The 20,466-nt window shown below is 66.6% G+C and carries 21 protein-coding genes; 13 read left to right on the forward strand and 8 right to left on the reverse strand.

Annotation, left to right across the window (positions count from 1 at the left end; translation table 11 throughout):
• Window positions 1-9: 9 nt before the first annotated feature.
• Genes dmpG through PHLH3_RS24100 form a run of 5 tightly spaced genes read left to right on the forward strand, consistent with a single transcriptional unit; the run spans window position 10 to window position 3,832 of the window.
• Window positions 10-1,047: a 4-hydroxy-2-oxovalerate aldolase gene (dmpG, locus tag PHLH3_RS24080; protein ID WP_213626068.1), complete on the forward strand. Its 1,038-nt coding sequence runs from the start codon at window positions 10-12 to the stop codon at window positions 1,045-1,047.
• A complete protein-coding gene (locus tag PHLH3_RS24085) occupies window positions 1,044-1,844 on the forward strand; it encodes a fumarylacetoacetate hydrolase family protein (RefSeq protein WP_213626069.1) in 801 nt (266 codons plus the stop codon). Before dmpG ends, PHLH3_RS24085 begins: the two co-directional genes overlap by 4 nt.
• Window positions 1,841-2,266, forward strand: a complete 426-nt coding sequence (locus tag PHLH3_RS24090; protein WP_213626070.1) for a RidA family protein — start codon at window positions 1,841-1,843, stop codon at window positions 2,264-2,266. The genes PHLH3_RS24085 and PHLH3_RS24090 overlap by 4 nt, the downstream gene beginning before the upstream one ends.
• Window positions 2,267-2,276: 10 nt before the next feature.
• Complete coding sequence (locus PHLH3_RS24095) at window positions 2,277-2,849, forward strand: 3-hydroxyanthranilate 3,4-dioxygenase (protein WP_213626071.1); 573 nt, start codon at window positions 2,277-2,279, stop codon at window positions 2,847-2,849.
• Window positions 2,846-3,832 (forward strand): amidohydrolase family protein, encoded by a 987-nt coding sequence (locus PHLH3_RS24100; protein ID WP_213626072.1) that lies wholly within the window; start codon window positions 2,846-2,848, stop codon window positions 3,830-3,832. The genes PHLH3_RS24095 and PHLH3_RS24100 overlap by 4 nt, the downstream gene beginning before the upstream one ends.
• Window positions 3,833-4,409: 577 nt before the next feature.
• On the opposite strand, the gene PHLH3_RS24105 is transcribed toward PHLH3_RS24100, so the two are convergent.
• The 5 genes from PHLH3_RS24105 to kynU all read right to left on the reverse strand — a co-directional run bounded on the left by PHLH3_RS24105 (window position 4,410) and on the right by kynU (window position 11,524).
• Window positions 4,410-5,435 carry a porin gene (locus PHLH3_RS24105; RefSeq protein ID WP_213626073.1) on the reverse strand — a complete coding sequence of 342 codons (1,026 nt, stop codon included), beginning with the start codon at window positions 5,433-5,435 and terminating at the stop codon, window positions 4,410-4,412.
• A gap of 100 nt (window positions 5,436-5,535) precedes the next feature.
• Window positions 5,536-7,296 carry a hypothetical protein gene (locus PHLH3_RS24110; protein ID WP_213626074.1) on the reverse strand — a complete coding sequence of 587 codons (1,761 nt, stop codon included), beginning with the start codon at window positions 7,294-7,296 and terminating at the stop codon, window positions 5,536-5,538.
• A 90-nt stretch (window positions 7,297-7,386) separates the two neighbouring features.
• Window positions 7,387-8,706 carry an OprD family porin gene (locus tag PHLH3_RS24115; RefSeq protein WP_213626075.1) on the reverse strand — a complete coding sequence of 440 codons (1,320 nt, stop codon included), beginning with the start codon at window positions 8,704-8,706 and terminating at the stop codon, window positions 7,387-7,389.
• A 127-nt stretch (window positions 8,707-8,833) separates the two neighbouring features.
• Window positions 8,834-10,249: an amino acid permease gene (locus tag PHLH3_RS24120; protein WP_213626076.1), complete on the reverse strand. Its 1,416-nt coding sequence runs from the start codon at window positions 10,247-10,249 to the stop codon at window positions 8,834-8,836.
• 30 nt (window positions 10,250-10,279) lie between these two features.
• Window positions 10,280-11,524, reverse strand: coding sequence for a kynureninase (kynU, locus tag PHLH3_RS24125; protein WP_213626077.1), 1,245 nt, complete (start codon window positions 11,522-11,524; stop codon window positions 10,280-10,282).
• Between the two features lie 257 nt (window positions 11,525-11,781).
• Between kynU and PHLH3_RS30735 the strand changes: the two genes are divergently transcribed.
• The 3 genes from PHLH3_RS30735 to PHLH3_RS24135 all read left to right on the forward strand — a co-directional run bounded on the left by PHLH3_RS30735 (window position 11,782) and on the right by PHLH3_RS24135 (window position 13,072).
• Window positions 11,782-11,916 (forward strand): hypothetical protein, encoded by a 135-nt coding sequence (locus tag PHLH3_RS30735; RefSeq protein WP_280527440.1) that lies wholly within the window; start codon window positions 11,782-11,784, stop codon window positions 11,914-11,916.
• 104 nt (window positions 11,917-12,020) lie between these two features.
• Complete coding sequence (locus PHLH3_RS24130) at window positions 12,021-12,377, forward strand: CidA/LrgA family protein (RefSeq protein ID WP_213626078.1); 357 nt, start codon at window positions 12,021-12,023, stop codon at window positions 12,375-12,377.
• The gene (locus PHLH3_RS24135; RefSeq protein WP_213626079.1) at window positions 12,374-13,072 is read left to right on the forward strand and encodes an LrgB family protein; all 699 of its coding nucleotides are present in this window, start codon (window positions 12,374-12,376) and stop codon (window positions 13,070-13,072) included. The genes PHLH3_RS24130 and PHLH3_RS24135 overlap by 4 nt, the downstream gene beginning before the upstream one ends.
• A 290-nt stretch (window positions 13,073-13,362) precedes the next feature.
• Here PHLH3_RS24135 and pbpG read toward each other — a convergent pair whose 3' ends face one another.
• Both pbpG and PHLH3_RS24145 read right to left on the reverse strand, forming a co-directional pair.
• Window positions 13,363-14,295: a D-alanyl-D-alanine endopeptidase gene (pbpG, locus tag PHLH3_RS24140; protein WP_213626080.1), complete on the reverse strand. Its 933-nt coding sequence runs from the start codon at window positions 14,293-14,295 to the stop codon at window positions 13,363-13,365.
• A 393-nt stretch (window positions 14,296-14,688) separates the two neighbouring features.
• Complete coding sequence (locus PHLH3_RS24145) at window positions 14,689-15,033, reverse strand: hypothetical protein (RefSeq protein ID WP_213626081.1); 345 nt, start codon at window positions 15,031-15,033, stop codon at window positions 14,689-14,691.
• A gap of 1,017 nt (window positions 15,034-16,050) precedes the next feature.
• On the opposite strand from PHLH3_RS24145, the gene PHLH3_RS24150 reads away from it, so the two are divergent.
• The 3 genes from PHLH3_RS24150 to PHLH3_RS24160 all read left to right on the forward strand — a co-directional run bounded on the left by PHLH3_RS24150 (window position 16,051) and on the right by PHLH3_RS24160 (window position 18,072).
• The gene (locus PHLH3_RS24150) at window positions 16,051-16,518 is read left to right on the forward strand and encodes a BRO family protein (RefSeq protein ID WP_213626082.1); all 468 of its coding nucleotides are present in this window, start codon (window positions 16,051-16,053) and stop codon (window positions 16,516-16,518) included.
• Window positions 16,515-16,766: a hypothetical protein gene (locus PHLH3_RS24155; RefSeq protein WP_213626083.1), complete on the forward strand. Its 252-nt coding sequence runs from the start codon at window positions 16,515-16,517 to the stop codon at window positions 16,764-16,766. The genes PHLH3_RS24150 and PHLH3_RS24155 overlap by 4 nt, the downstream gene beginning before the upstream one ends.
• 718 nt (window positions 16,767-17,484) lie before the next feature.
• Window positions 17,485-18,072, forward strand: coding sequence for a sigma-70 family RNA polymerase sigma factor (locus tag PHLH3_RS24160; protein WP_213626084.1), 588 nt, complete (start codon window positions 17,485-17,487; stop codon window positions 18,070-18,072).
• Between the two features lie 42 nt (window positions 18,073-18,114).
• Here PHLH3_RS24160 and PHLH3_RS24165 read toward each other — a convergent pair whose 3' ends face one another.
• Window positions 18,115-18,783, reverse strand: a complete 669-nt coding sequence (locus PHLH3_RS24165) for an EndoU domain-containing protein (protein ID WP_213626085.1) — start codon at window positions 18,781-18,783, stop codon at window positions 18,115-18,117.
• 188 nt (window positions 18,784-18,971) lie between these two features.
• Between PHLH3_RS24165 and PHLH3_RS24170 the strand changes: the two genes are divergently transcribed.
• A complete protein-coding gene (locus PHLH3_RS24170; protein ID WP_213626086.1) occupies window positions 18,972-19,595 on the forward strand; it encodes a hypothetical protein in 624 nt (207 codons plus the stop codon).
• Window positions 19,596-19,785: 190 nt separating this feature from the next.
• Complete coding sequence (locus PHLH3_RS24175; RefSeq protein ID WP_213626087.1) at window positions 19,786-20,409, forward strand: hypothetical protein; 624 nt, start codon at window positions 19,786-19,788, stop codon at window positions 20,407-20,409.
• Window positions 20,410-20,466: the final 57 nt, after the last annotated feature.

Here is a 20,466-nt window from a genome sequence, read left to right on the forward strand (position 1 = left end):
GAGCCCGCCATGACCGCCACCTCCGGCAACAAGCTGTACATCTCCGACGTGACCCTGCGCGACGGCATGCACGCCATCCGCCACCAGTACTCGCTGGAGCAGGTGCAGACCATCGCCCGCGCCCTGGACCAGGCCCGCGTCGACTCCATCGAGATCGCCCACGGCGACGGCCTGCAGGGCTCGTCCTTCAACTACGGCTTCGGCGCCCACACCGACCTGGAGTGGATCGAAGCCGCCGCCGACGTGTTGCAGCACGCGCGCATCGCCACCCTGCTGCTGCCAGGCATCGGCACGGTTCATGACCTCAAGGCCGCCCACGCCGCCGGCGCCCGGGTCGTCCGCGTGGCCACCCACTGCACCGAGGCGGATGTCTCGCGCCAGCACATCGAATACGCCCGCCAGCTGGGCATGGACACCGTCGGCTTCCTGATGATGAGCCACATGCAGACGCCCGACGGCCTCGCCCGCCAGGCCAAGCTCATGGAAAGCTACGGCGCCACCTGCATCTACGTGGTCGATTCCGGCGGCGCCATGGGCATGCAGGACATCCGCGAGCGCTTCCGCGCACTGAAGGCCGTGCTCGACCCGGCCACCGCCACCGGCATCCACGCCCACCACAACCTCTCCCTCGGCGTGGCCAACTCCATCGCCGCCGTCGAGGAGGGCTGCGACCGCATCGACGCCAGCCTGGCCGGCATGGGCGCCGGCGCCGGCAACGCGCCGCTGGAGGTGTTCATCGCCGCCGCCGAGCGCCTGGGCTGGAACCACGGCACCGACCTGCTGGCGCTGATGGACGCCGCCGACGACATCGTCCGCCCGCTGCAGGACCGCCCCGTGCGCGTGGACCGCGAAACCCTCGCCCTGGGCTATGCCGGCGTGTACTCCAGCTTCCTGCGCCACGCCGAGGTGGCCGCCGCCCGCTACGGGCTGAAGACCGTGGACATCCTCGTCGAGCTGGGCCAGCGCCGCATGGTCGGCGGCCAGGAAGACATGATCGTCGACGTCGCCCTCGACCTTCTCGCCCGCCGCCAGGAGCCGCGCCCATGAGCACCGATATCGCCCGCATCGCCACCGCCCTCGACCGCGCCGCCCGCCAGGCCGAGCCGCTTGCGCAGTTCAGCACCAGCAGCCCGTTCAGCCTCGACGAGGCCTACCTGATCCAGCGCGCCTCCATGGCCCGCCGCTACGCCGATGGCGAACGCATGGTCGGGGTGAAGCTGGGCTTCACCAGCCGCGCCAAGATGATCCAGATGGGCGTCGACAGCCTGATCTGGGGTTGGCTCACCGACGCCATGCTGGAAGAGGACGGCGGCGTGGTGGACCTGGCCCGCTTCATCCATCCGCGCGCCGAGCCGGAGGTGTGCTTCGTCACCCGCCGCGCGATCGAGCGCCCGCTGACCCAGCTGGAGGCGGCCGACTACCTGGAGGCCGTGGCCCCGGCCATCGAGATCATCGATTCGCGCTACCAGGCCTTCAAGTTCAGCCTGGAGGACGTGGTGGCCGACAACTGCTCCTCGTCCGGCCTGGTGGTCGGCGCCTGGTCGCGAGACTTCGCCGGGCTTGCCAACGCCGGCGTGCTGATGCGCATCGACGGCCGCTTGGTGCAGGCCGGCTCCACCGCCGCGATCCTCGGCCACCCGCTGCGCAGCCTGGTGCAGGCCTCGCAACTGCTGGCCCGCGCCGAGATCGTCCTGCCCGCCGGCAGCCTGATCATGGCCGGCGCCGCCACTGCCGCCGAGGCCCTGACCCCCGGCGCCCACATCAGCGTGGAAATCGCCGGCTACGGCGAATGCGGCTTCACCTGCGGCACCGCCCGCGACTCGCAACAAGGAACCCGAGCATGAGCGACAACCGATCCACAGTCGTGGCCGGCAAGGCCACCCCGCGCGGGCGCTTCCCGCACATCAAGCGCGCCGGCGACTTCCTCTACGTATCCGGCACCAGCTCGCGGCGCCCGGACAATAGCTTCGACGGCGTGGAAGTGGACGTCATGGGCACCACCAACCTGGACATCCGCGCCCAGACGCGCGCGGTGATCGAGAACATCCGCGACATCCTCGCCAGCGAAAATGCGACCTTGCAGAACCTGGTGGAGATCAGCACCTTCCTGGTCGACATGAACGACTTCGGCCCATACAACCAGGTCTACGCCGAGTACTTCGACGAGAGCGGCCCGACCCGCACCACCGTTGCCGTGCACCAGTTGCCGCACCCGCACCTGCGCATCGAAATCAAGGCCGTGGCCTACGCCCCGCTCAATCGCTGAGAACAACAAGATGGACAAACACCACTTCAGCCCGCCGCTCAACTTCAACCGCTGGATCGACGAGCACGCGCACCTGCTCAAACCGCCCGTGGGCAACCAGCAGGTGTGGCAGGACGCCGACTTCATGGTCACGGTGGTCGGTGGCCCGAACCAGCGCACCGACTTCCACGACGACCCGGTGGAAGAGTTCTTCTACCAGTTCAAGGGCAACGCCTACCTGAACATCTGGGACCGTGGCCGCTACGAGCGCATCGACCTGCGCGAGGGCGACATCTACCTGATGGCGCCCCATGTCATCCATTCCCCGCAGCGCCCCGAGCCCGGCAGCCTGTGCCTGGTGATCGAGCGCCAGCGCCCCGCCGGCCTGCACGACGCACTGCAATGGTCCTGCGCCCACTGCGGCACGCTGATCAAACGCTACGAGATGCAGTTGCAAAGCATCGTCAACGACCTGCCCCCGGTGTACGAGCAGTTCTACGCCACCAGCGACGCCGAGCGCCGCTGCGGCGAATGCGGCGAGATCCACCCCGGCCGTGACTGGCAGACCTGGCACCGGACCCTGGAGGCGGCAGCCCGAGCATGAAAATCGATATCCACTCGCACTTCTTCCCCGCCATCACCCGCGAGGAAGCCGCGCGCCTCAACCCCGAGCGTGCGCCCTGGCTGCACAGCGAAGGCCGCAGCGGCCAGATCATGGTCGGCGACAAGCCCTTCCGCCCGGTGCACGACGTGCTCTGGGACCCGGCCCGGCGCATCGAGCACCTCGACGAGCAGGGCCTGGACGTACAGGTCATGTGCGCCACCCCGGTGATGTTCGCCTACGACGCGCCCATCGAACGCGCCCTGCCCTGGGCCCAGTTGATGAACGACCGCGCACTGGAGATGACCGCCCGCGCACCGGACCGTCTCAAGGTGCTGGCCCAGGTGCCGCTGCAGGACATCGACGCCGCCTGCCGCGAGGCCAGCCGCGCCGTGGCCGCCGGCCACGTCGGCGTACAGATCGGCAACCACGTGGGCAACCACGACCTGGACCACGACAACCTGGTGACCTTCCTCAGCCATTGCGCCCACGACAACATCCCGGTGCTGGTGCACCCCTGGGACATGATGGGCGGCGAGCGCATGCGCAAATGGATGCTGCCCTGGCTGGTGGCGATGCCGGCGGAAACCCAGCTGGGCATCCTCTCGCTGATCCTCTCCGGCGCCTTCGAGCGCATCCCCGAGTCGCTGCGCATCTGCTTCGCCCATGGCGGCGGCGGTTTCACCTTCCTCCTCGGCCGCGTCGACAACGCCTGGCGCCACCGCGACATCGTCCGCGAGGACTGCCCGCAACTGCCCTCGAGCTACGTGAAGCGCTTCTTCGTCGACTCCGCCGTGTTCGACCCGCGCGCCCTGCAACTGCTGGTGGACGTGATGGGCCCGGACCGGGTGATGCTCGGCTCCGACTCGCCCTTCCCCCTGGGCGAACAGCGCATCGGCTCCGGTGTGCTCGAACACCCCGGCCTCGACGCCAGCGACAAGGCACGCATCTGCGCCGGCAACGCCCGGGAGTTCTTCGGCATCTGACCGCAACACCTCATCACGCCTCCTTCTCAGGCCCTGGTCCGCATAGTCGGACCGGGGCTTTTTTGTGAGCGTGGTTTCCGTAGGGCGGGTGAAACCCGCGACACCCCGCACCGCCTGTGCAGCATGGGTTTCGCTTCGCTCTACCCATCCTACGAACTGCATCCCGATCAGCCCCGGGGCTGAACCGGACGCGAACTCGAACCGTAGGATGGCGTAGAGCGCAGCGAAACCCATCACCACCAAGCCCCAACCACGGCCCCTCGGCTCGGCCCCGCGTACCACCAATCGGCCTTGCCGGCGGGCATCGTGCGTCCACAGGCATCGCATGGTTTCGCTCCGCTCGCGGAACACCATCCGGCCCATCCTGCGAACAGGTGAGGTCCGATCGCGAATGAATTCGCTCCCACAGGAGCGGCGGCGCTGCGCGTCGCTTGGCGACTGAAGTCGCCCCTACGAAAACCGCCCAGCATCACCGTCATTCCCGCGAACGCGGGGTTCCATTCGGCGGGCCCGACGCCCGGGCAATAAAAAACCCGCGACAGCGTCCTGTCGCGGGTGGGGGTGTATCGAGCCGGGGCTAGAACTTGAAGCGCACGCCGAGTTGCATGCCTTCGGGGTTTTCGTCGGCGAGCGGGCTTTCCAGGTTCCAGCTGATGGGGTAACGCACATCCGAGTCGCGCTTGTGATGGATGTAGGCGTAGACGCCGTAGAGGTCGATGTTCTCGTCGTAGTTGTAGATGTAGCCGAGGTTGACGCCGGCGGCGTCGCTGAGGGCTTCGTCCTTGCGGTCGTCCTTGTAGATCAGGCTGACGGCGACGTTGTGCTTGTTGCCGAAGTTGTGCCGCAGGCCGAGCTGCAGGTCGCTGCCGTTGGATTCGAAATCCACCCAGGGCGCATAGGCGTAGTAGCCGGTGTAGCGGTGGTAGACGGCGGTGAGGTCGGTCTTGCCCATGCTGTACACCGCCGTCAGGTAGAGGTCGGTGGCGTACTCCATGCTGTCCTTGTCCCAGAGGTTGCGCTGGTACTTGCGGTCCAGGGCGCCGGAGAAGTACCAGGGGCTGTCGGCCCAGTAGTCCAGCGCCACGCTGTAGACGCGGCCGTCGCGGCTGCCGTCCTTCTCGCCCTGGGTGGCCATGCCGCGGAACTCGAAGCCCTCGATGCGCGGGCTGATGTACATCAGCGAGCGGTCTTCACGCCAGGGCGCATAGAACACGCTGACGTTGTTGATCAGGCTGTATTCGTTGCCGAACAGCGGGTCGGCGTAGCCGTAGGCGTTGGCCGAGGGCGTGTCCTGCCGCCCGGCGCTGAGGGTGCCCCAGCGCTTGGAGATGATCTGGGCGTAGGCTTCGCGCTTGCCCATGTCGTCATCGGAATGGGGGTTGTACATCGCCTCGTAGACGCCCTTCACCGAGAGGTCGTCGGTGAGCGCCTGGTCCGCCTTGAACTGGATGCGGTTGGCGCTGAGACCGGCACCGGTGACCCGCTCCACGGTATCCCCCCCTGAGGTGGCCACCTCGTAGGTGACGTCGATGATCCCGGATATCTCGATTCCCGCGAAGGCGTGCCCGCTCACAAGCGGAAGTGCGAGTAGAAGTTTGCGCATGGGTTGCTCCGATCGAACAGGGTGAGCACGCGGCGGCCATCTCCCCGCCGCCGCGCGCTCCATTTTTCTTATTGGGTTTTGTTGTTATGGAGCCGCAGGTTCAGTCCCTGGACGGCCAGGGTTTCTTCGGTGCATCGAAGCTCGGCGTGCCCAGCAGCGGCGTCGACAATGCGTAGAAGCCGTGGTTGGTGAAGACCCAGATCAGGTTGCGGTCGTACTCGGTGTAGGCGCTGTGGGTCAGGTTGCCGACGGCGTAGCTGGCCACGTTCCTGGTGTCGAAGGGGGGCACGAAGTAGGCGCCGATGGTGGGCTTGGCCGGGTCACGCACGTCGAACACCTGCACGCCGGCGTTGTAGAACGCGTACGGCAGGATGCCCTCGCGGGAGACGCCGGGCTGGGTGTAGTAGCCGGTGCGCTTGGGCCCGAAGCTGCCCTTGCGCTGGCAGAAGTCGGTGAAGGCGGCATCGGCCGGCGGCGTCGGGCGTGGCAGCACGTGCTTGATGGCGGGCTTGGCCGGGTTGCTCACGTCCACCGCGTAGATGTCCTTGTAGGCCTCGTAGCAGTCCTCGGACAGCGGGTAGCCGCTGAAGTACACGAGCCCGGTCTTCTCCACCTGGGAGACGTCGATGTTGTCGCCCTCGGTGCCGGCCACGCTCACCGGAAAGTCCACGTGCCCGACCACCTTCATCGCCTTCGAGTCGGTGATGTCGACGACGTAGAGGCCCATGCCGCCCATGGCCGCGTAGCCGTACTTGCCGCCCTGCTCCACCGGCCTGGGAATGAACAGCGACATGCGCGCGCCCATCCAGGAGGCGCGGTTGCCGGCGCGCGGGTTGGCCTTGAACACGGCTTCGTGCTCGGGGTCGCCGACGATCTGGCCGGGCACGGTGAGCACGTCCAGCAGCTTGGGATCGGCGGGGTTGGACATGTCCCAGGACTGGTAGCCGGCGTTGTACAGGTCGTTGGGGTATTCGGTGAGGGCGTACTTGTCGCTGGGCGCGGCCGCCACGTACATCACGTCGCCGCCGAAGTAGGCCGGGATGTCACGCACGCCGGAGCCTTCCTGCTCGCCGATGGGCGCGTTGGGGTGCTCGATGTCGGTGGTGCGGGTGGCGATCAGCTTCCAGTCCGCCGGCAGCGGGCCGTTCATCTCGTAGACCTTGAAGCCCTTGAGGTGCTTGGACTTGCGGATGGCCTCGACCTTGTCCGGCTCGCGGTACTTGTCTTCCAGCACGCCGAAGCGACGCACCTCGAAGGACTGCACCATGATGTTCTTGCCCAGCTTCTTGTTCCACTGGATGGAGGCCGCGCCGAACATGTCGTCCGCCGGGTAGGGGTTCTGCTCCTCGCCCGGGCCGTTCGGGCCCCAGGTCTCGCCCCGGGTGAGCAGCAGCTTCACGTCCTTGGGATGGGTGATGTCGAAGATCTTCAGGCTGCGGCGCACGTACTGGTACAGGTAGCGCTTGCCGTCGAAGTCGACGATGTTCTGCCAGGTGTGGAAGGGCTCGACCACGATCGGGTAATAGGCCTCCACCTTCATGTTCTTGATGTAGGACTTGCTGTCCCAGTAGTCGAGCTGGCCGGCGAAGGGCTGGCCGCCGTGGGAGAAGGGCGTGGCCGCCGGGTGGGTGAAGACGCCCGTCTTCTTGTCCAGGCCGTAGCTGCCCGGCGCCGGTTCCGGCGGGGTCCTGTCCGGCGAGAGCTCGGTCTGCCGCTTCACATAGGGGTCGACGATGTTGATCGGGCCGTGTTCCTCGGCACGGGCATAGCCGCCCAGCAATATGCCGACGATCACGGACGCCGCCACGCCAGTCTGGATGAATGGAACGCGAGCCTTGGTAGGGAGCAGCCTTGTTTTCATTGTTCACTCCGTCAGTTGTGCCCAGGTGGGCAGTGCTTGCCATTGCAGAAATCGCTGTCTGTGAAGCGCCCGGCCAGGTAGGGCGGCCGGTCAGAACAGGTCGATGGGGTAGTCGGTGATCAGGCGGAAGTCATCGAGATCGCCCGAGCCCTGGTCGCGGTCGGCGCGGTGCCAGGCCTGCCGCGCGCGCAGGCTCAGGCCCTTGGCCGGCCCGGCCTGGACCACGTAGCGCAGCTCCAGGTTGGTTTCGCGGTGCTCGCCGTTGGCGCCGTAGCGACCGGCGTAGGGGCTGCCGGCGGGAATGTGGCTGCCATCGATGCCCCAGCCGCGCACATGGCGGGCCATCAGCGTCAGGCCGGGCATGCCGTAGCGCTCCAGCGCCAGGTCGTAGCGCACTTGCCAGGAGCGCTCGTTGGGGCCGTTGAAGTCGGCGAACTGGGCGGCGTTGGGCAGGTAGATCGAAGCCCCCTGGTCACGCCCGTTGCGGCCATTGCGATCGTTGTCGCCAACACCGAGGTAGTCGAACGGCGTATCGCCGCCCACCCGTTGCAGCCCCAGCAGCCAGCGGTGCGCGCCACAGCGCAGCCAGGCGGCGGCGCCCAGGGTGGTGTTGTCGATCTCGCCGGCCCGTGCCTGGCCGCTGTCGGTGGTGCGGTAGAGGGTCAGCGCCAGGCCCAATTCGCGGTCGCCGGGCAATGCGTGGCGGCCGTCGAGGTTGGCGTAGTACTGGTTCCAGATGTCCTTGAAGCGCGCGCCATAGAGGCTGACGCCCAGGCCCGGGCCCACCTGGTAGCGGCCGCCGAGGTAGTCGGCGCTGGGGGTGGTGACGCCCGCCATCACCGCCCAGAGGTCGCCGTCGCCATTGGTGGTCACCGGGCTGGTGGACGAGGTGAAGTGCCCGGCCTGCAGGTCGAGCCCCTCGATCTCCTGGCTGACCAGGGAAATGCCGGTGGCGGTCTGCGGCACGATGCGGAAGTGGCTGACGCCGAACACCGGGGTGTCGGGGCGCTGCTCGCCGAGCTTCAGCACGCTGCGCGAGTAGCGCAGCTTCAGTGCGGCGCCGGCCTTGGCGTATTCGTCGGCGGGCTGGCCGTCGTCATGCACCGGCAGGTTGCCGGTGCCGGTCTTGTCCGCCGGCGCATCGAGCTTCAGCCCGAGGTAGGCGAAGCCGTCGAGGCCGACTCCGAAGGTGCCTTCGGTGAAGCCGGAGGCGTACTGGGCGACGAAGCCCTGGGTCCAGTCGCGGGCGTCGCGGCGGCCATCTTCCTTGCTGCGGTTGAAGTAGGAGTTGCGCAGCAACAGGGTCGCCTGGCTGCCGGCGACGAAGCCCGGCGCCGGCTCGCTCGCCGCAAGGGCGGGCGGGCAGGCACAGGCGGCCAGCAGGAATGCCGGGAGGGTTCTGCGCAACATGGTTCGAGCCTCGTGAATTCTTGTTGTTCTTCGCGGCACGCCCTATCCCGGGGCGCGCGCAGGCACCGGCCCACGGCGGGTGGGCGCTGTTGCCATCAGGGGGTGCGGGCCGTCCCTGGCCCGGGGATCAACGCTGGATCGGCAGCGGCTTGGGCGCGTCGCCTTCGAGCGGCGCCCGTTGCCGGAAGCGCAGGGCGTAGATCAGCAGGATCACCGCGAGGAACGGCAGGCCGCACAGCAGGGTGGGCGCGAACTCCTCGGTGAACAGCGTGGTGACCATCAGCGCCAGCATCAGCAGCAGGCCGGCGAGGCTGGTCCAGGGGTAGCCCCAGAGCTTGAACGCCAGGGGCTGACCGCCCTGGCGGCGACGGAAGAACAGGTGGGTGAGGAAGATGCCCGCCCAGGTGAACATTGCGCCGAACATGGCGATCGACATCATCAGGGTGAAGGCCTTTTCCGGGTACGCCAGGTACAGCAGGGTGGCCAGGGCGATGCCCACCGAAGAAAGCAGCAGCGCCGGCAGCGGTACGCCCTTGCCGCTCAGGGTGCCGAACACCCGGGGCGCCTGGCCGGCCCGGGACAGGCTGAACATCAGGCGGGTGGTGATGTACAGCTGGCTGTTCATCGCCGACAGCGCCGCGATCAGGATCACCGCGTTGAACACCGCGCCCGCATAGGGCACGCCGGTGACTTCCATCACCGTGACGAAGGGGCTCTGGCCGCCGTTGTTCTGGCCCCAGGGCACGATGGCCAGGACCAGGGCGATGGTCAGCAGGTAGAACACCACCAGGCGCACCACGGTGATGCGGAAGGCACGGGTTACCGCGCTTTGCGGGTCCTTCGCCTCACCGGCGGCGACAGCGATCATCTCGATGCTGAGGTAGCTGAAGAAGGCCACGATCACCGCCACCCAGGTGCCCCACAGGCCGTTGGGGAAGAAGCCGCGGTCGTTGCTGTAGTTGGCGAAGCCGATGGCGGAATCCGCCGGCGCGCCGTAGACCACCCAGGCGCCGAGCAGGATGAAGACCACGATGGCGCACAGCTTGAGCAGCGAGAACACGTACTCGATGGCGCCGAACACCTTGACGCTGAAGGCGTTGGCCAGGATCAGCGCCACCGAGAAGGCCACCATCCAGTAGCCGCCCGGCACTTCGGGGTACCAGTACTTCATGTACATGGCCGCAGCGGTGATCTCGGTGCCCACCGCAAACACGATGGACGACCAGTAGGCGTAGCGGATGGCGAAGCCGAAGCCGGGTGACACGTAGAACTCGGCGAAGGAACCGAACGAGCCCGAAGTGGGGTGGCGCGCGGTCATTTCCGCCAGGCAGCCCATCAGCAGCAGGGCGATCAGCGCGCCGATGCCGTAGCTGACCAGCACGCTGGGCCCGGCGAAGCCGATGGCGAAACCACTGCCGAGGAACAGGCCGGTGCCGATGGCGCCACCGATGGCGATCATCGACAGCTGCCCGCTGGTGAGGCTCTGCCTGAGGCCTTTTTCCCGGTCTACCAATTGTTCGAATGAGCTTGTTGTTTTTGTCATCGCATTCTTGCTCCAGGGTTTGGCGGGAAGTCAGGTCACCGATTTGCGGGCCAGGAACTCCGGGCGGTCCCATTCTTTTCGTTCGAGGATTTCACGCAGTGCCGCCACGCATTCCCAGACGTCCTGGTAGCGCGTGTAGAGGGGGGTGAAGCCGAAGCGCAGGATGTCCGGCGCGCGGAAGTCGCCGACGATGCCGCGGGCGATCAGCGCCTGCATCACCGGGTAGGCGTCGGCGTGGGCCAGGGACACCTGGCTTCCGCGCTGCTCGGCGTCGCGCGGGGTGCGCAGCTCGATGCCCAGGCCTTGCAGCTCCTGGTCGCAGAGCTGGATGAAGAGGTTGCACAGGGCCACGCTCTTGGCGCGCAGGGCCTGCATGTCGACGTCTTCGAACACCTCCAGCGCCGCCTCCAGGGCCAGCACGCCGAGCTGCGGGGCGGTGCCCACCAGCATGCGGTCGATGGTGGCGTGGGGCGCGTAGTCGTGGCTGAAGTCGAAGGGTTTGGCGTGGCCGTGCCAGCCGGTCAGCGGCTGGCGCACCTGGGCGATGTGGCGCTCGGCGACGAAGACGAAGGCCGGCGCGCCGGGGCCGCCATTGAGGTACTTGTAGCCGCAGCCCACGGCGAAGTCGGCGTTGGCGCCGTTCAGCTCGATGGGCATGGCGCCGGCCGAGTGGCACAGGTCCCACACCACCAGGGCGCCGACTTCATGGGCGCGGGCGGTGATGGCGGCCATGTCGTAGCGGCGGCCGGATTTGAAGTTCACGTGGGTCAGGGACAGGATCGCCACGCTCTCGTCGAGGGCGTCGAGCACCGCGTCCGGCTCGACGCAGCGCAGCTCGCAGCCGGTCAGCTCGGCCACGCCATCGGCGATGTAGACGTCGGTGGGGAAGTTGCCGCGCTCGGCCAGGATCACCTTGCGCGAGGGCTGCATGCGGGTGGCGGCGACCAGCACCTTGAACAGGTTGATGGAGGTGGAGTCGGCCACTATCACCTCATGGGCCTGGGCACCGATCAGCCGGGCGATCTTGCCGCCGGTGCGCTGCGGGGCCGGGTACCAGTCGGCGTCGTTCCAGGAGCGGATCAGGCCATGGGCCCATTCCTCGCGCATCACCCGGTCGATGCGCGCCGGCACATGGGCCGGCATCGCGCCCAGGGAGTTGCCGTCGAGGTAGATCTCATTGGGCGGGAGGTCGAAACGGGCGCGGAATTCACTCATTCCGTCCTCGTTGTCGAGGCGCACGAAATCATCGCGGGTTAGGGGGGCGCTGCTGGACATGGCGATTCCTTGACTGCTTGTTCTTATCGGTTGCCACAGGTGCCGGCGCGGGTCCGGGGCACCTGTTCGCATTGGAGTGAGCGGATGCTACCCCTCAGTGGCCATTACCCGAAAATAGAAATGCCCGAAGCAACTATTCCGAGCCGTTATAGCCAAAGGCTACGGCTGGCACGCTGGAAAACACCCTCGACTGCACCTGTTCAAAGCCCATCCGGGCAGCTAGCGTGGAACGCTCGCCTCACTGCCCCGGGGAACTCATGGATCCGGAGTCGCTGCACATCCTGCTCGTCGTAATGGCCGCGATCGGCGTCCATCTCGGCGTGCGCTGGTACATCGTCCGCGCACTGGCGCCGGAGGAAGAGCCCGGCAGCGAGGACGACTGGCTGGCCTGACGCGCCGCCTGCTCCGTATTTCAGGTCCGTATCTGGCGCTGTTTCCTGCGTCGCGCCGCTCCCATAGTGACCAGCCCTCGACTCGTCACTCGGAAGGCGTCGCCATGCTGCGCGGGATGTTCCACCTGCTTTCGTTCCTGCTCCTGGGCTCGGCCCTCAATCACTTCCTCTTCCCGCTGTTGCCGGGGCCGGTGCTCGGCCTGCTCCTGTTGCTGGCGTTCCTGGTGATCCGTGGCGAAGTGCCGGCGGCACTGGGGGATGCCAGCGGCCATCTGCTCAAGTACTTGCCGTTGCTGCTGGTGCCGCCGGCGGTGGGGATCATGCTGCACGTCGAGACCATCGGCCGGGACTTCTGGGCCATCGCCGCCGCGTTGGTGGGCTCCCTGCTGGTGGGCATCCCGCTGACCGGCTGGCTGATGCAGGCGTTGGTCCGCCGCAGCCGCGAGGCTCACCCGTCATGAGCGCCGCGCTGCTGCCCGGCGTCAGCGACCACCCGCTGTTCCACCTCGCCCTGACCCTGGGCGCCTACCAGCTGGCGCTGCTGCTGTTCGAGAAGACCCGCTCGGTACTGGCACAGCCGGTGCTGGTGGCGACCCTGCTGGTGGTCGCCGCCCTGCTCGCCTGCGGCATCGACTACGCCACCTACCGCAGCGCCTCGAGCATGCTCTGGCTGCTGCTGGGCCCGGCGACCGTCGCCCTGGCGGTGCCGCTGTACCTGAACCTGCCGCGCATCCGCCAGCTGTTCTGGCCGGTGCTCATCGCGCTGGCCGTGGGCGGCACGGTGACGCTGGCGCTGACCCTGCTGCTGGCCCACCTGCTCGGCGCCGGCCACGCGATGCTGATGACCCTGGCGCCGAAGTCGGTGACCTCGCCCATCGCCATCCTGGTGGCCGAGCAACTGGGCGGCAGCGCCTCCCTCACAGCCGTCTTCGTGATGATCACCGGCGTGCTCGGCGCGGCCCTGGGCCCGGCCCTGTTGCGCCTGGCGCGGGTCACCCACCCCGCCGCGCGCGGTCTCGCCCTCGGCCTCAGCGCCCACGCCGTGGGCACCGCCCAGGCGCTGCAGGAAAGCAGCGAGACGGGCGCCTTCGCGGCCCTCGCCATGAGCCTGGCGGGCGTGGCGACCGCGGTGCTGTTGCCGGTGTTGTTGGGGTGAGGTGCCGGGCTGCACAGGCCAGGATCAATAGGCGCAGAAATCCGCGTTCGTAGAACGTGGATCTACTTTTGGCTCCACGGGAAGCACAGCCAGACCTCGGAGCATGCAGCCGCTGCTCACTCCACACGTAGGGTGTGCTGCGCGCACCTAGGCTTCACCGGAGGCACCGAGCGGCGGTGCGCACGGCACACCTTACGGCACGAGTTCGTCCTTCAGAGACAGAGCCGATGACTCATGACCACGCCCTAAGGACGTGGTTGCCCAAGCCCAATGGAAGACGACGCGCCGGATCAGTTCGGCGTGGCGACCATCTGCTGCTTGCGCGCGCTGTCCTTCTGCTGGCGGTAGGCCTTGGCCGCGACGGGGATGGGGCCGCTCTTGCCGGTTTCCACCCAGCGGCGCATGCGCGTGGCATCGGCGAAGTGGGTGTACTTGCCGAAAGCGTCGAGCAGCACCATGGCCACCTGCTGGTTGCCCATGCGGGTGCGCATCACCAGGCAATGGCCGGCCTCGTCGGTGAAGCCGGTCTTGGTCAGCTCGATGTTCCAGTCGGCCTTGCGGGTCAGGTGGTTGGTGTTGCTGAAGCCCAGGCTGTAGCGCGGCTTGACGAAGGTGATGGTCTTTTCCTTGGTGGTGCTGAGCTCGCTGAGCAGCGGGTACTTGCGGCTCTCGACCAGCAGTTGCACCAGGTCGCGGGCGGTGGAGACGTTGTTCAGCGACAGGCCGGTGGGCTCCACGTAGCGGGTGTGCTTCATGCCCAGGGCGCGGGCCTTGGCGTTCATCGCGGCGATGAAGGCGCCATAGCCGCCCGGGTAGTGGTGGGCCAGGGTCGCGGCGGCGCGGTTCTCGGAGGACATCAGCGTCATCAGCAGCATGTCGTGGCGGGTGGCCTGGCTACCCAGGCGCACGCGCGAGTACACGCCCTTCATTTCCCTGGTCTGGCTGATGTCCACGTCGATGACTTCGCTCATCGACTGCTTGGCATCGAGCACCACGAGGGCGGTCATCAGCTTGGTGACCGAGGCGATGGGCACCACCAGGTCGGGGTTGTTGGAATAGATGACCTTGTTGGTCTTCAGGTCCAGCAGCATGGCGCTGCCGGAAGCGAGTTGCAGCTGCGCCGGGTCGCGCAGGGGCGAGGGGTTCTGGGCGTTGGCGGGGCTGGCCAGCGCCAGGCTGGTGCAGAGGAACAGGGCCTTGAAAAGCGAGGTTCGGATTTTCACGTGACGGACTACCGGATGAAGATTGGAATGAAGATCGCCGTTGCGAACTGGTCGACATTATAGAGAACAAAAAGCCCGCCAATTCAGCCCCCGGCGCTCGCCCGCAGGCTTTTTTTCACAGCCTGTTCGCGGCGGGAGGGGCAAGCGAAACGGGGGGGCGGGGCAGAGGTGCCACCGGGAGAAAACGATCGCGAATGAATTCGCTCCCACAGGAGCGGCAGGGACATGACCAATGTGTAGGGTGGATGGCGCTTTTTTCATCCACCAGCGACGCCCGGCATGACCTCGATTGGTCGGCCGATGAAGCGCGGTCCACCCTGGGCTGCGGGTACACCCGCGATAGGTCGGCGGCCCGGCATCGCGAATGAATTCGCTCCCAGGGACAACGACGGATCACTCCCGCCGGTAGTACTGCGTGGTGCCCTGCCCCGGCACCCGCTCGATGATCAGGCCGTTGGGGTATTCGGTGGTCTGGCGGATGCCGCCCCGCTGCTGGATGTCCTGGCTGCTGTAGCCGGAGCTGCTGCGGGTGGAGTTGATGTCGCTGGGCACGCGCTGACCGCCGTACACGTCGTAGCTCTGGCTGCGCTGGTAGGTGTCGACGCTGCCGCTGGCGCCGGGGCTGACGTAGGTCTTGGGGATGACGCGGATGGTCTGCTGCCCGTTCGGTTCGGCGGCCAGCGCGGGGATCGCGCCGCTCGCCACCAGGGCCAGCAGCGCACAACGGAAGAGCTTCATGGCCATACCTCGCTGAGGGTTGGGTACCGATGATACGTCCGTTGGGCAACCGCTCCATGGCTTGGGTTCGGGGCCATGGCGGGTTTCGGATCAATGGTGGGAAAGGCACGCTGGCCGGAATCCTTGGCCAAGGCTGAAGCCCAAGCTACGCCCTGGCTCCAGTCACCCCATTGGACTAGAGCCTTTCATAGACCACTTCAAAGCCAGCCCCCAGCTCCTCTTGGATAACCGCGAGCAGAGCCTCGGCGGCATCGTCAAATGCCCTGGACTCGACCGCGTCCCAAGGGCTTGGATCTGTTGGAGAGCCCCAGGCCAGAGCTGTGTCGTGCCAGCGTGTCATCTCGCCTAGACGCTCAAGGGTAGCGGCGCTCAATGGAAGCCTCTCTTCGATTGATCCCACCGAAAATTCTGCTAACGCAGCCTCATTCCCGCACCACAATGCGCCGCCTCCCCACTCAAACATCAAACGTATGCGAAACCGTTCGGCCATATGTCTTCCGGACATCCAGTGAAAAAGCCATATCGGGGGTTAGCTACTCAGAAACTCATTATTGTCTTTTTGACTATCTGCTTTGAGCCTGACGGGCAACTTGGAGCCAATAGTCATTGACCCTGAATCACGGCTGCTGGCCGATAACTGCCAGTCGCGAGCAGCAGAGTCATCAGCTGTTGGTTTGATTCACCCGCGTGATCCATCCGGCGAACCACTGCCACACCCTTGCCCTCCCACTCCCTCCTCCCTATCCTCCCCCAGCCACGGTAAAACCCGTGGCCGGGTTTGACAGCCCGATGCAAAGGCGCGATTGCGCCGCAAGGTGCATGCGAAGAACGGCGAACGTTCTTTGCAGGCTCTTGCTCGCATGCAGTTTTCCACTGCATGGCTCTATGGCAGATCGCGTGGGGAGACCCTCGGGTCTGCCGGCTCCTTTGCCCGGTCTGTCAACCCTGCGCGATCTGCCACCCTTCGAATGACAGCGAATGGTGGCAGCTGATGAACTCAGCAAAGGACTATTCGCCATGAAAAACGCTTTCACCCCCCTCGTTTTCTATCACCACCACCAACGCCTGCGCGCCGTGATGGTCGACAACCAGCCCTGGTTCGTCGCCCATGATTTCGCGCAGTTGATCGGCCTCGCCGATGCCCTCCCCTTGCTCCCGGCCCTGGAGCCTCACCAGCAGCAAACCCTCGCCCTCTGCTACACCGACGGCTTCCATGAAGAGGTGGTGGTGATCAGCGATATCGGCGCCTATCGGGCGCTGTTCCAGTTCGGCACGCCCAGGCACGGCAATGTGGGCCGCTGGGTGAACGAGGTGCTGGTGCCGACGCTGCATGACTATCACCGCACGCCCGATGCGGCACCCATTCGCGAAACGCTGATCTACGAGGGCCGGCAGTTGGGTGTAGTGCGCTGGCAGGGTGAGTTGTGGGTGGCCTGGCGGGATTTGCCGCTGTTCATGGCCGGCGGCCAGGAGGTGTCGGTATGAGCCAGGAGGTTGCGGAACGCCGGCTGCGGCAGTGGGTGGATCGGATGGAGTCGCGGTTGAACACCGTGCATGTGATCGCCGAGATCATCCGGGACAACGCAGGCCTGCGCGAGGGCATCCCAGGGCCCTACCTGGATGAGGTCGGCGAAGGCGCCTTGATGGATGCGATGGTGGACCTGTGCCGCAGCAACCAGCAGGAGTTCTGGCAATTGATGAAGCTGGAGCAGCTGGCGCTGTGGAAGAGCTGACCTGAGCCGGGCCCCTCCCGGCGTCGGGAGGGGCCTTTGGGGCAACGGGGTTGCCCCTGGGCGATTGAAAACGCCCCTAGGGGTGTATGCCGGGTGGATCGTGAGGGTGGGAGGTCTCTCGCGAATGAACTCGCTCAGGCGGTGGGCAGCCCAAGTCCAGCAGGCCTTTAGCGAGGAGCGCCCTGGCGATGCGTTGAACGCATGCGCCTGGCACGGCCAAGGTCGTCGAGCCGCTTGACCGTCGAAGGCCGCGAAGCCCTGTAGCGCCCCCGACAGCTCATGGCGATGGACGACTCGAACTGCGCCTTGCCGGCCATTTCCCGGCCGCAGGCAGCAACGTCGTCGCGATCCGCACGCTCCAGCCGGTTGCGGTAGGCGCGTTCAAGGCACCGCCGTTCGACCGTGCCCTCCCCCAGTCTGCCGAAGCTCCAGGCCGTCCCGCCGATGCTGGAGCACGCCATGGACAGCGCTCCGGCTGTCCTCCCGCCAGGCGGCCCGCAGGCCTAGGCCATCACCCTCGACCCGCCGCTCGTGCGCCCCGCCACGGCCTTCTTGCACCCGCTCCTGAAATGCCCTCCCCTGTCGCCCGGCCCGATCAGCCCGCCGGCTAGAAACCGCTTCACAAACCCGGGCACGCCTTCGTCCTGCTTGCTTCGACCGGTCTGGCAAGGACTGCCAGTGCAGCACCTCCGCCCCCGGCGTTTAGAAGGATCACGGAATGATTATGGCGAGCAACCTGGACGCGAGCCTGGAGCAAGGCACGCAGAGGACACTGCTATGGAAATTTCTCATCGACCACGAACCGCTGATGCGCAAGCGCTGCCAGCAATTGACGCGCAACCCGCAGGACGCCGAGGACGCGCTCAGCGAGTTGCGCCTGCGCCTGTTCACCCTGCTCTTGCGCGAACCGGGGCGGCTGGACGGCATCGACAATGTGCCGGCCTGGCTGCGCCGGGTGGCCAGCAACCATTGCATCGACCGGCTGCGCAGCACGCCGCTCACCTGCAACCTGGACTGGCTCGACCAGCAACTGCACGACAACGCGGCCTGGCAGCCGCACCAGTTGGGCCCGGAGCGCCAGGCCTGCCTGCAGGAGGCGGTGGAGGTGCTGGACAAGGCGCTGAACCGGCTGCCGCCCAACCTCGGCCAGGCCCTGGAACAGCACTGCATCTGCGGTGTGGAGTACGTGGAACTGGCGAGCCTGCTGCACGTCAGCGAACCCAACCTGCGCAAGCGCGTGCAACTGGCACGCCGGCAATTGCGCGATTGGCTCGGCGCCCTGTGCGAGGCGGGTAACGAAGGCTGAGCCGCTGGACAGGAGGCCCGCCCCAAGGGGCGGGCCGAACGATCAGAAGTTGCCGATCGGGTAGGCGGTATTGAGGAACCAGAGGCCACCGATCTGGTTGACGTAGCCGCCGATGGTGAAGGGAGTGCCCGCCTCACCGACGCAGTAGCCCGCCGCCGCCACCGAGGGGGCCGAAGGGCCGGTGAAGAAGTTGGCGCCGGCGCCCGGGCCGATGGCCTGGAACGGGTGGGTGTAGGCGTAGCGGACCGATTCGATCACCTGCTGCTGGGTGCAGCTGTCGGGGTAGAAGGTCGAGGCACCGGGCGGAGGCGCCTTCAAGACCATGGCCCCAGCGCCATTGACGATCTGCACCCCCAGCCCGCGATAGCGATAGGGAGCGGGATGCGCCGCGCCCGGCTGCACGAAGAACTGCTGCCCGGCGGTGATCTGCGCGGCGAAGGGTGCCATCGGCCCCACGCCCACGCGTGGGTCGTGGCTGTTGGGTCGCGAGTGGAAGCCCACCGCGTTCCCCGCGCCGTTGATCTCGCCGCAGAAGATGTGGCGCTGGTTGATCTGCGGGTTCATCCGGCTGTTGGCGAGCCCCGCGCCCATCTGCACCGGCAGCGGGTTGACCCCGGGTGCACCGGGCGCGCAGTTGATCTGGGCGAGCGCCGGCACGCTGCAGCAGGCAGCCAGCAACCCCAGGGGCAAGGTTTTCTTGAAGCATTCCATGGCGAATCTCCTTCATCTGTCTGGGCGGTAGGTGCCCAGCAGCAATGACGGGAGGCCGCCGCATCCGTGACGCCGGACCGGCGCACGGCGCCAGCGCAATGCAGCGTTCACAGGCCGGCGGATGGGCCGTCATGGAAACAGGCCCGGACAGGTGTCGGGGCCGTAACGGAACCAAGGAGAAAGGAACCATGACCACTTTCAACGTGAACTTCGCCGTGGACGACATGGAGGGCAAGACCGTGCTGGTCTTCCTCAAGCCGCAGAACCCGCAGCGCGACTACCGCGTCCACGCCTGGCAGGTGCTCACCGGGTCGGCCGGCGCCACGGAGTCCTTCGACTACGAGGCGGAGATCGAGACGGACGTGAGCAGCCTCGGCGAGAAGGCCGGCAACCAGATCATCTCCGGGCGCCGCGCCATCCTGCCCGGCCAACTGCTGCAGGCAGTCAGCCCCAGCGGCCTGTCGCCGCAGCTGGAACCGGCGTCCACTTCGCTGGCGCTGGAGAAGCTGACGCCCCAGCAGTGCGGCGTGATCAACAAGACCAACCCGTACACCCAGTTCGACAGCAACTGGTACGTCAACGGCCGCCCGGTGGTGACCATGCCCAAGGTGGACTCGCGCATGACCGTGAGCTTCGAGTACGAGCCCAACTTCTACTTCATGGTCGCCACCCCGCCCATGATCGGGCAGACCTACATCGTGCAGAACTTCTCGGACATGACCCGCTACGTGGCACCCATCACCGCCACCGAGGTGGACGTGACCCTGACCCGCCCGAACGGCCTGTGGACCTTCGACTTCCTCGCCCGCTGACCCGCGCGCAATCCGCAGCAAAGGAGCCCCCGGCGAGCGATCGCCGGGGGCTTTTGGTTAAAACGGCTTCCGGGCTGAAGCCCGGGCTACGGCGCTCACAATTACTCGGCAAAACGGTTATTCCTGTTCCATTATCAACGCCTGCAACGGCATTCGCTGGGGCATCCAGGGAACCAAGGAGACAGGGACCATGACCAGATTCAACGTGAATTTCGCCGTCGATGACATGGAGGGCAAGGCCGTGCTGGTCTTCCTCAAGCCGCAGAACCCGCAGCGCGACTACCGCATCCACGCCTGGCAGGTGCTCGACGGCGCGGCCGGGTCGACCGAGTCGTTCGACTACGAGCCACAGATCGAAACCGACGTTTCCAGCTATGGAGAGAGGGCCAGCAGCCTGATCGTTTCCGAGCGCAGGGCCGTCATGCCGGGTAACTTGTTGCAGGCCGTCTGCCCGAGCAACCTGTCGCCGCATCTGGAACCCGCTCCCCGTTCGTTGGCCGAGGAAAAGCTCACCCCTCAGCAGTGCGGCGTGATCAACAAGACCAACCCCTTCATCCAGTTCGACAGCAACTGGTACGTCAACGGCCGCCCGGTGGTAACGATGCCCAAGGTGGACTCGCGCATGACCGTAACTTTCGAGTACGAACCCAACTTCTACTTCCTGGTGGCCCCGCCGCCTATGATGGGGCAGACCTACATCGTTCAGAACTTCTCGGACATGACCCAATACGTGGTGCCCATCCCTGCCACCGAAGTGGACGTGACCCTCATCCGCCCGAACGGGCTGTGGACCTTCGACTTCCTCGCCCGCTGACCCGCGCGCAATCCGCAGCAAAGGAGCCCCCGGCGAGCGATCGCCGGGGGCTTTTTC

The organism is Pseudomonas sp. Pc102 (assembly GCF_018408275.1).
GTDB classification, from domain to species: Bacteria; Pseudomonadota; Gammaproteobacteria; order Pseudomonadales; family Pseudomonadaceae; genus Metapseudomonas; species Metapseudomonas tohonis.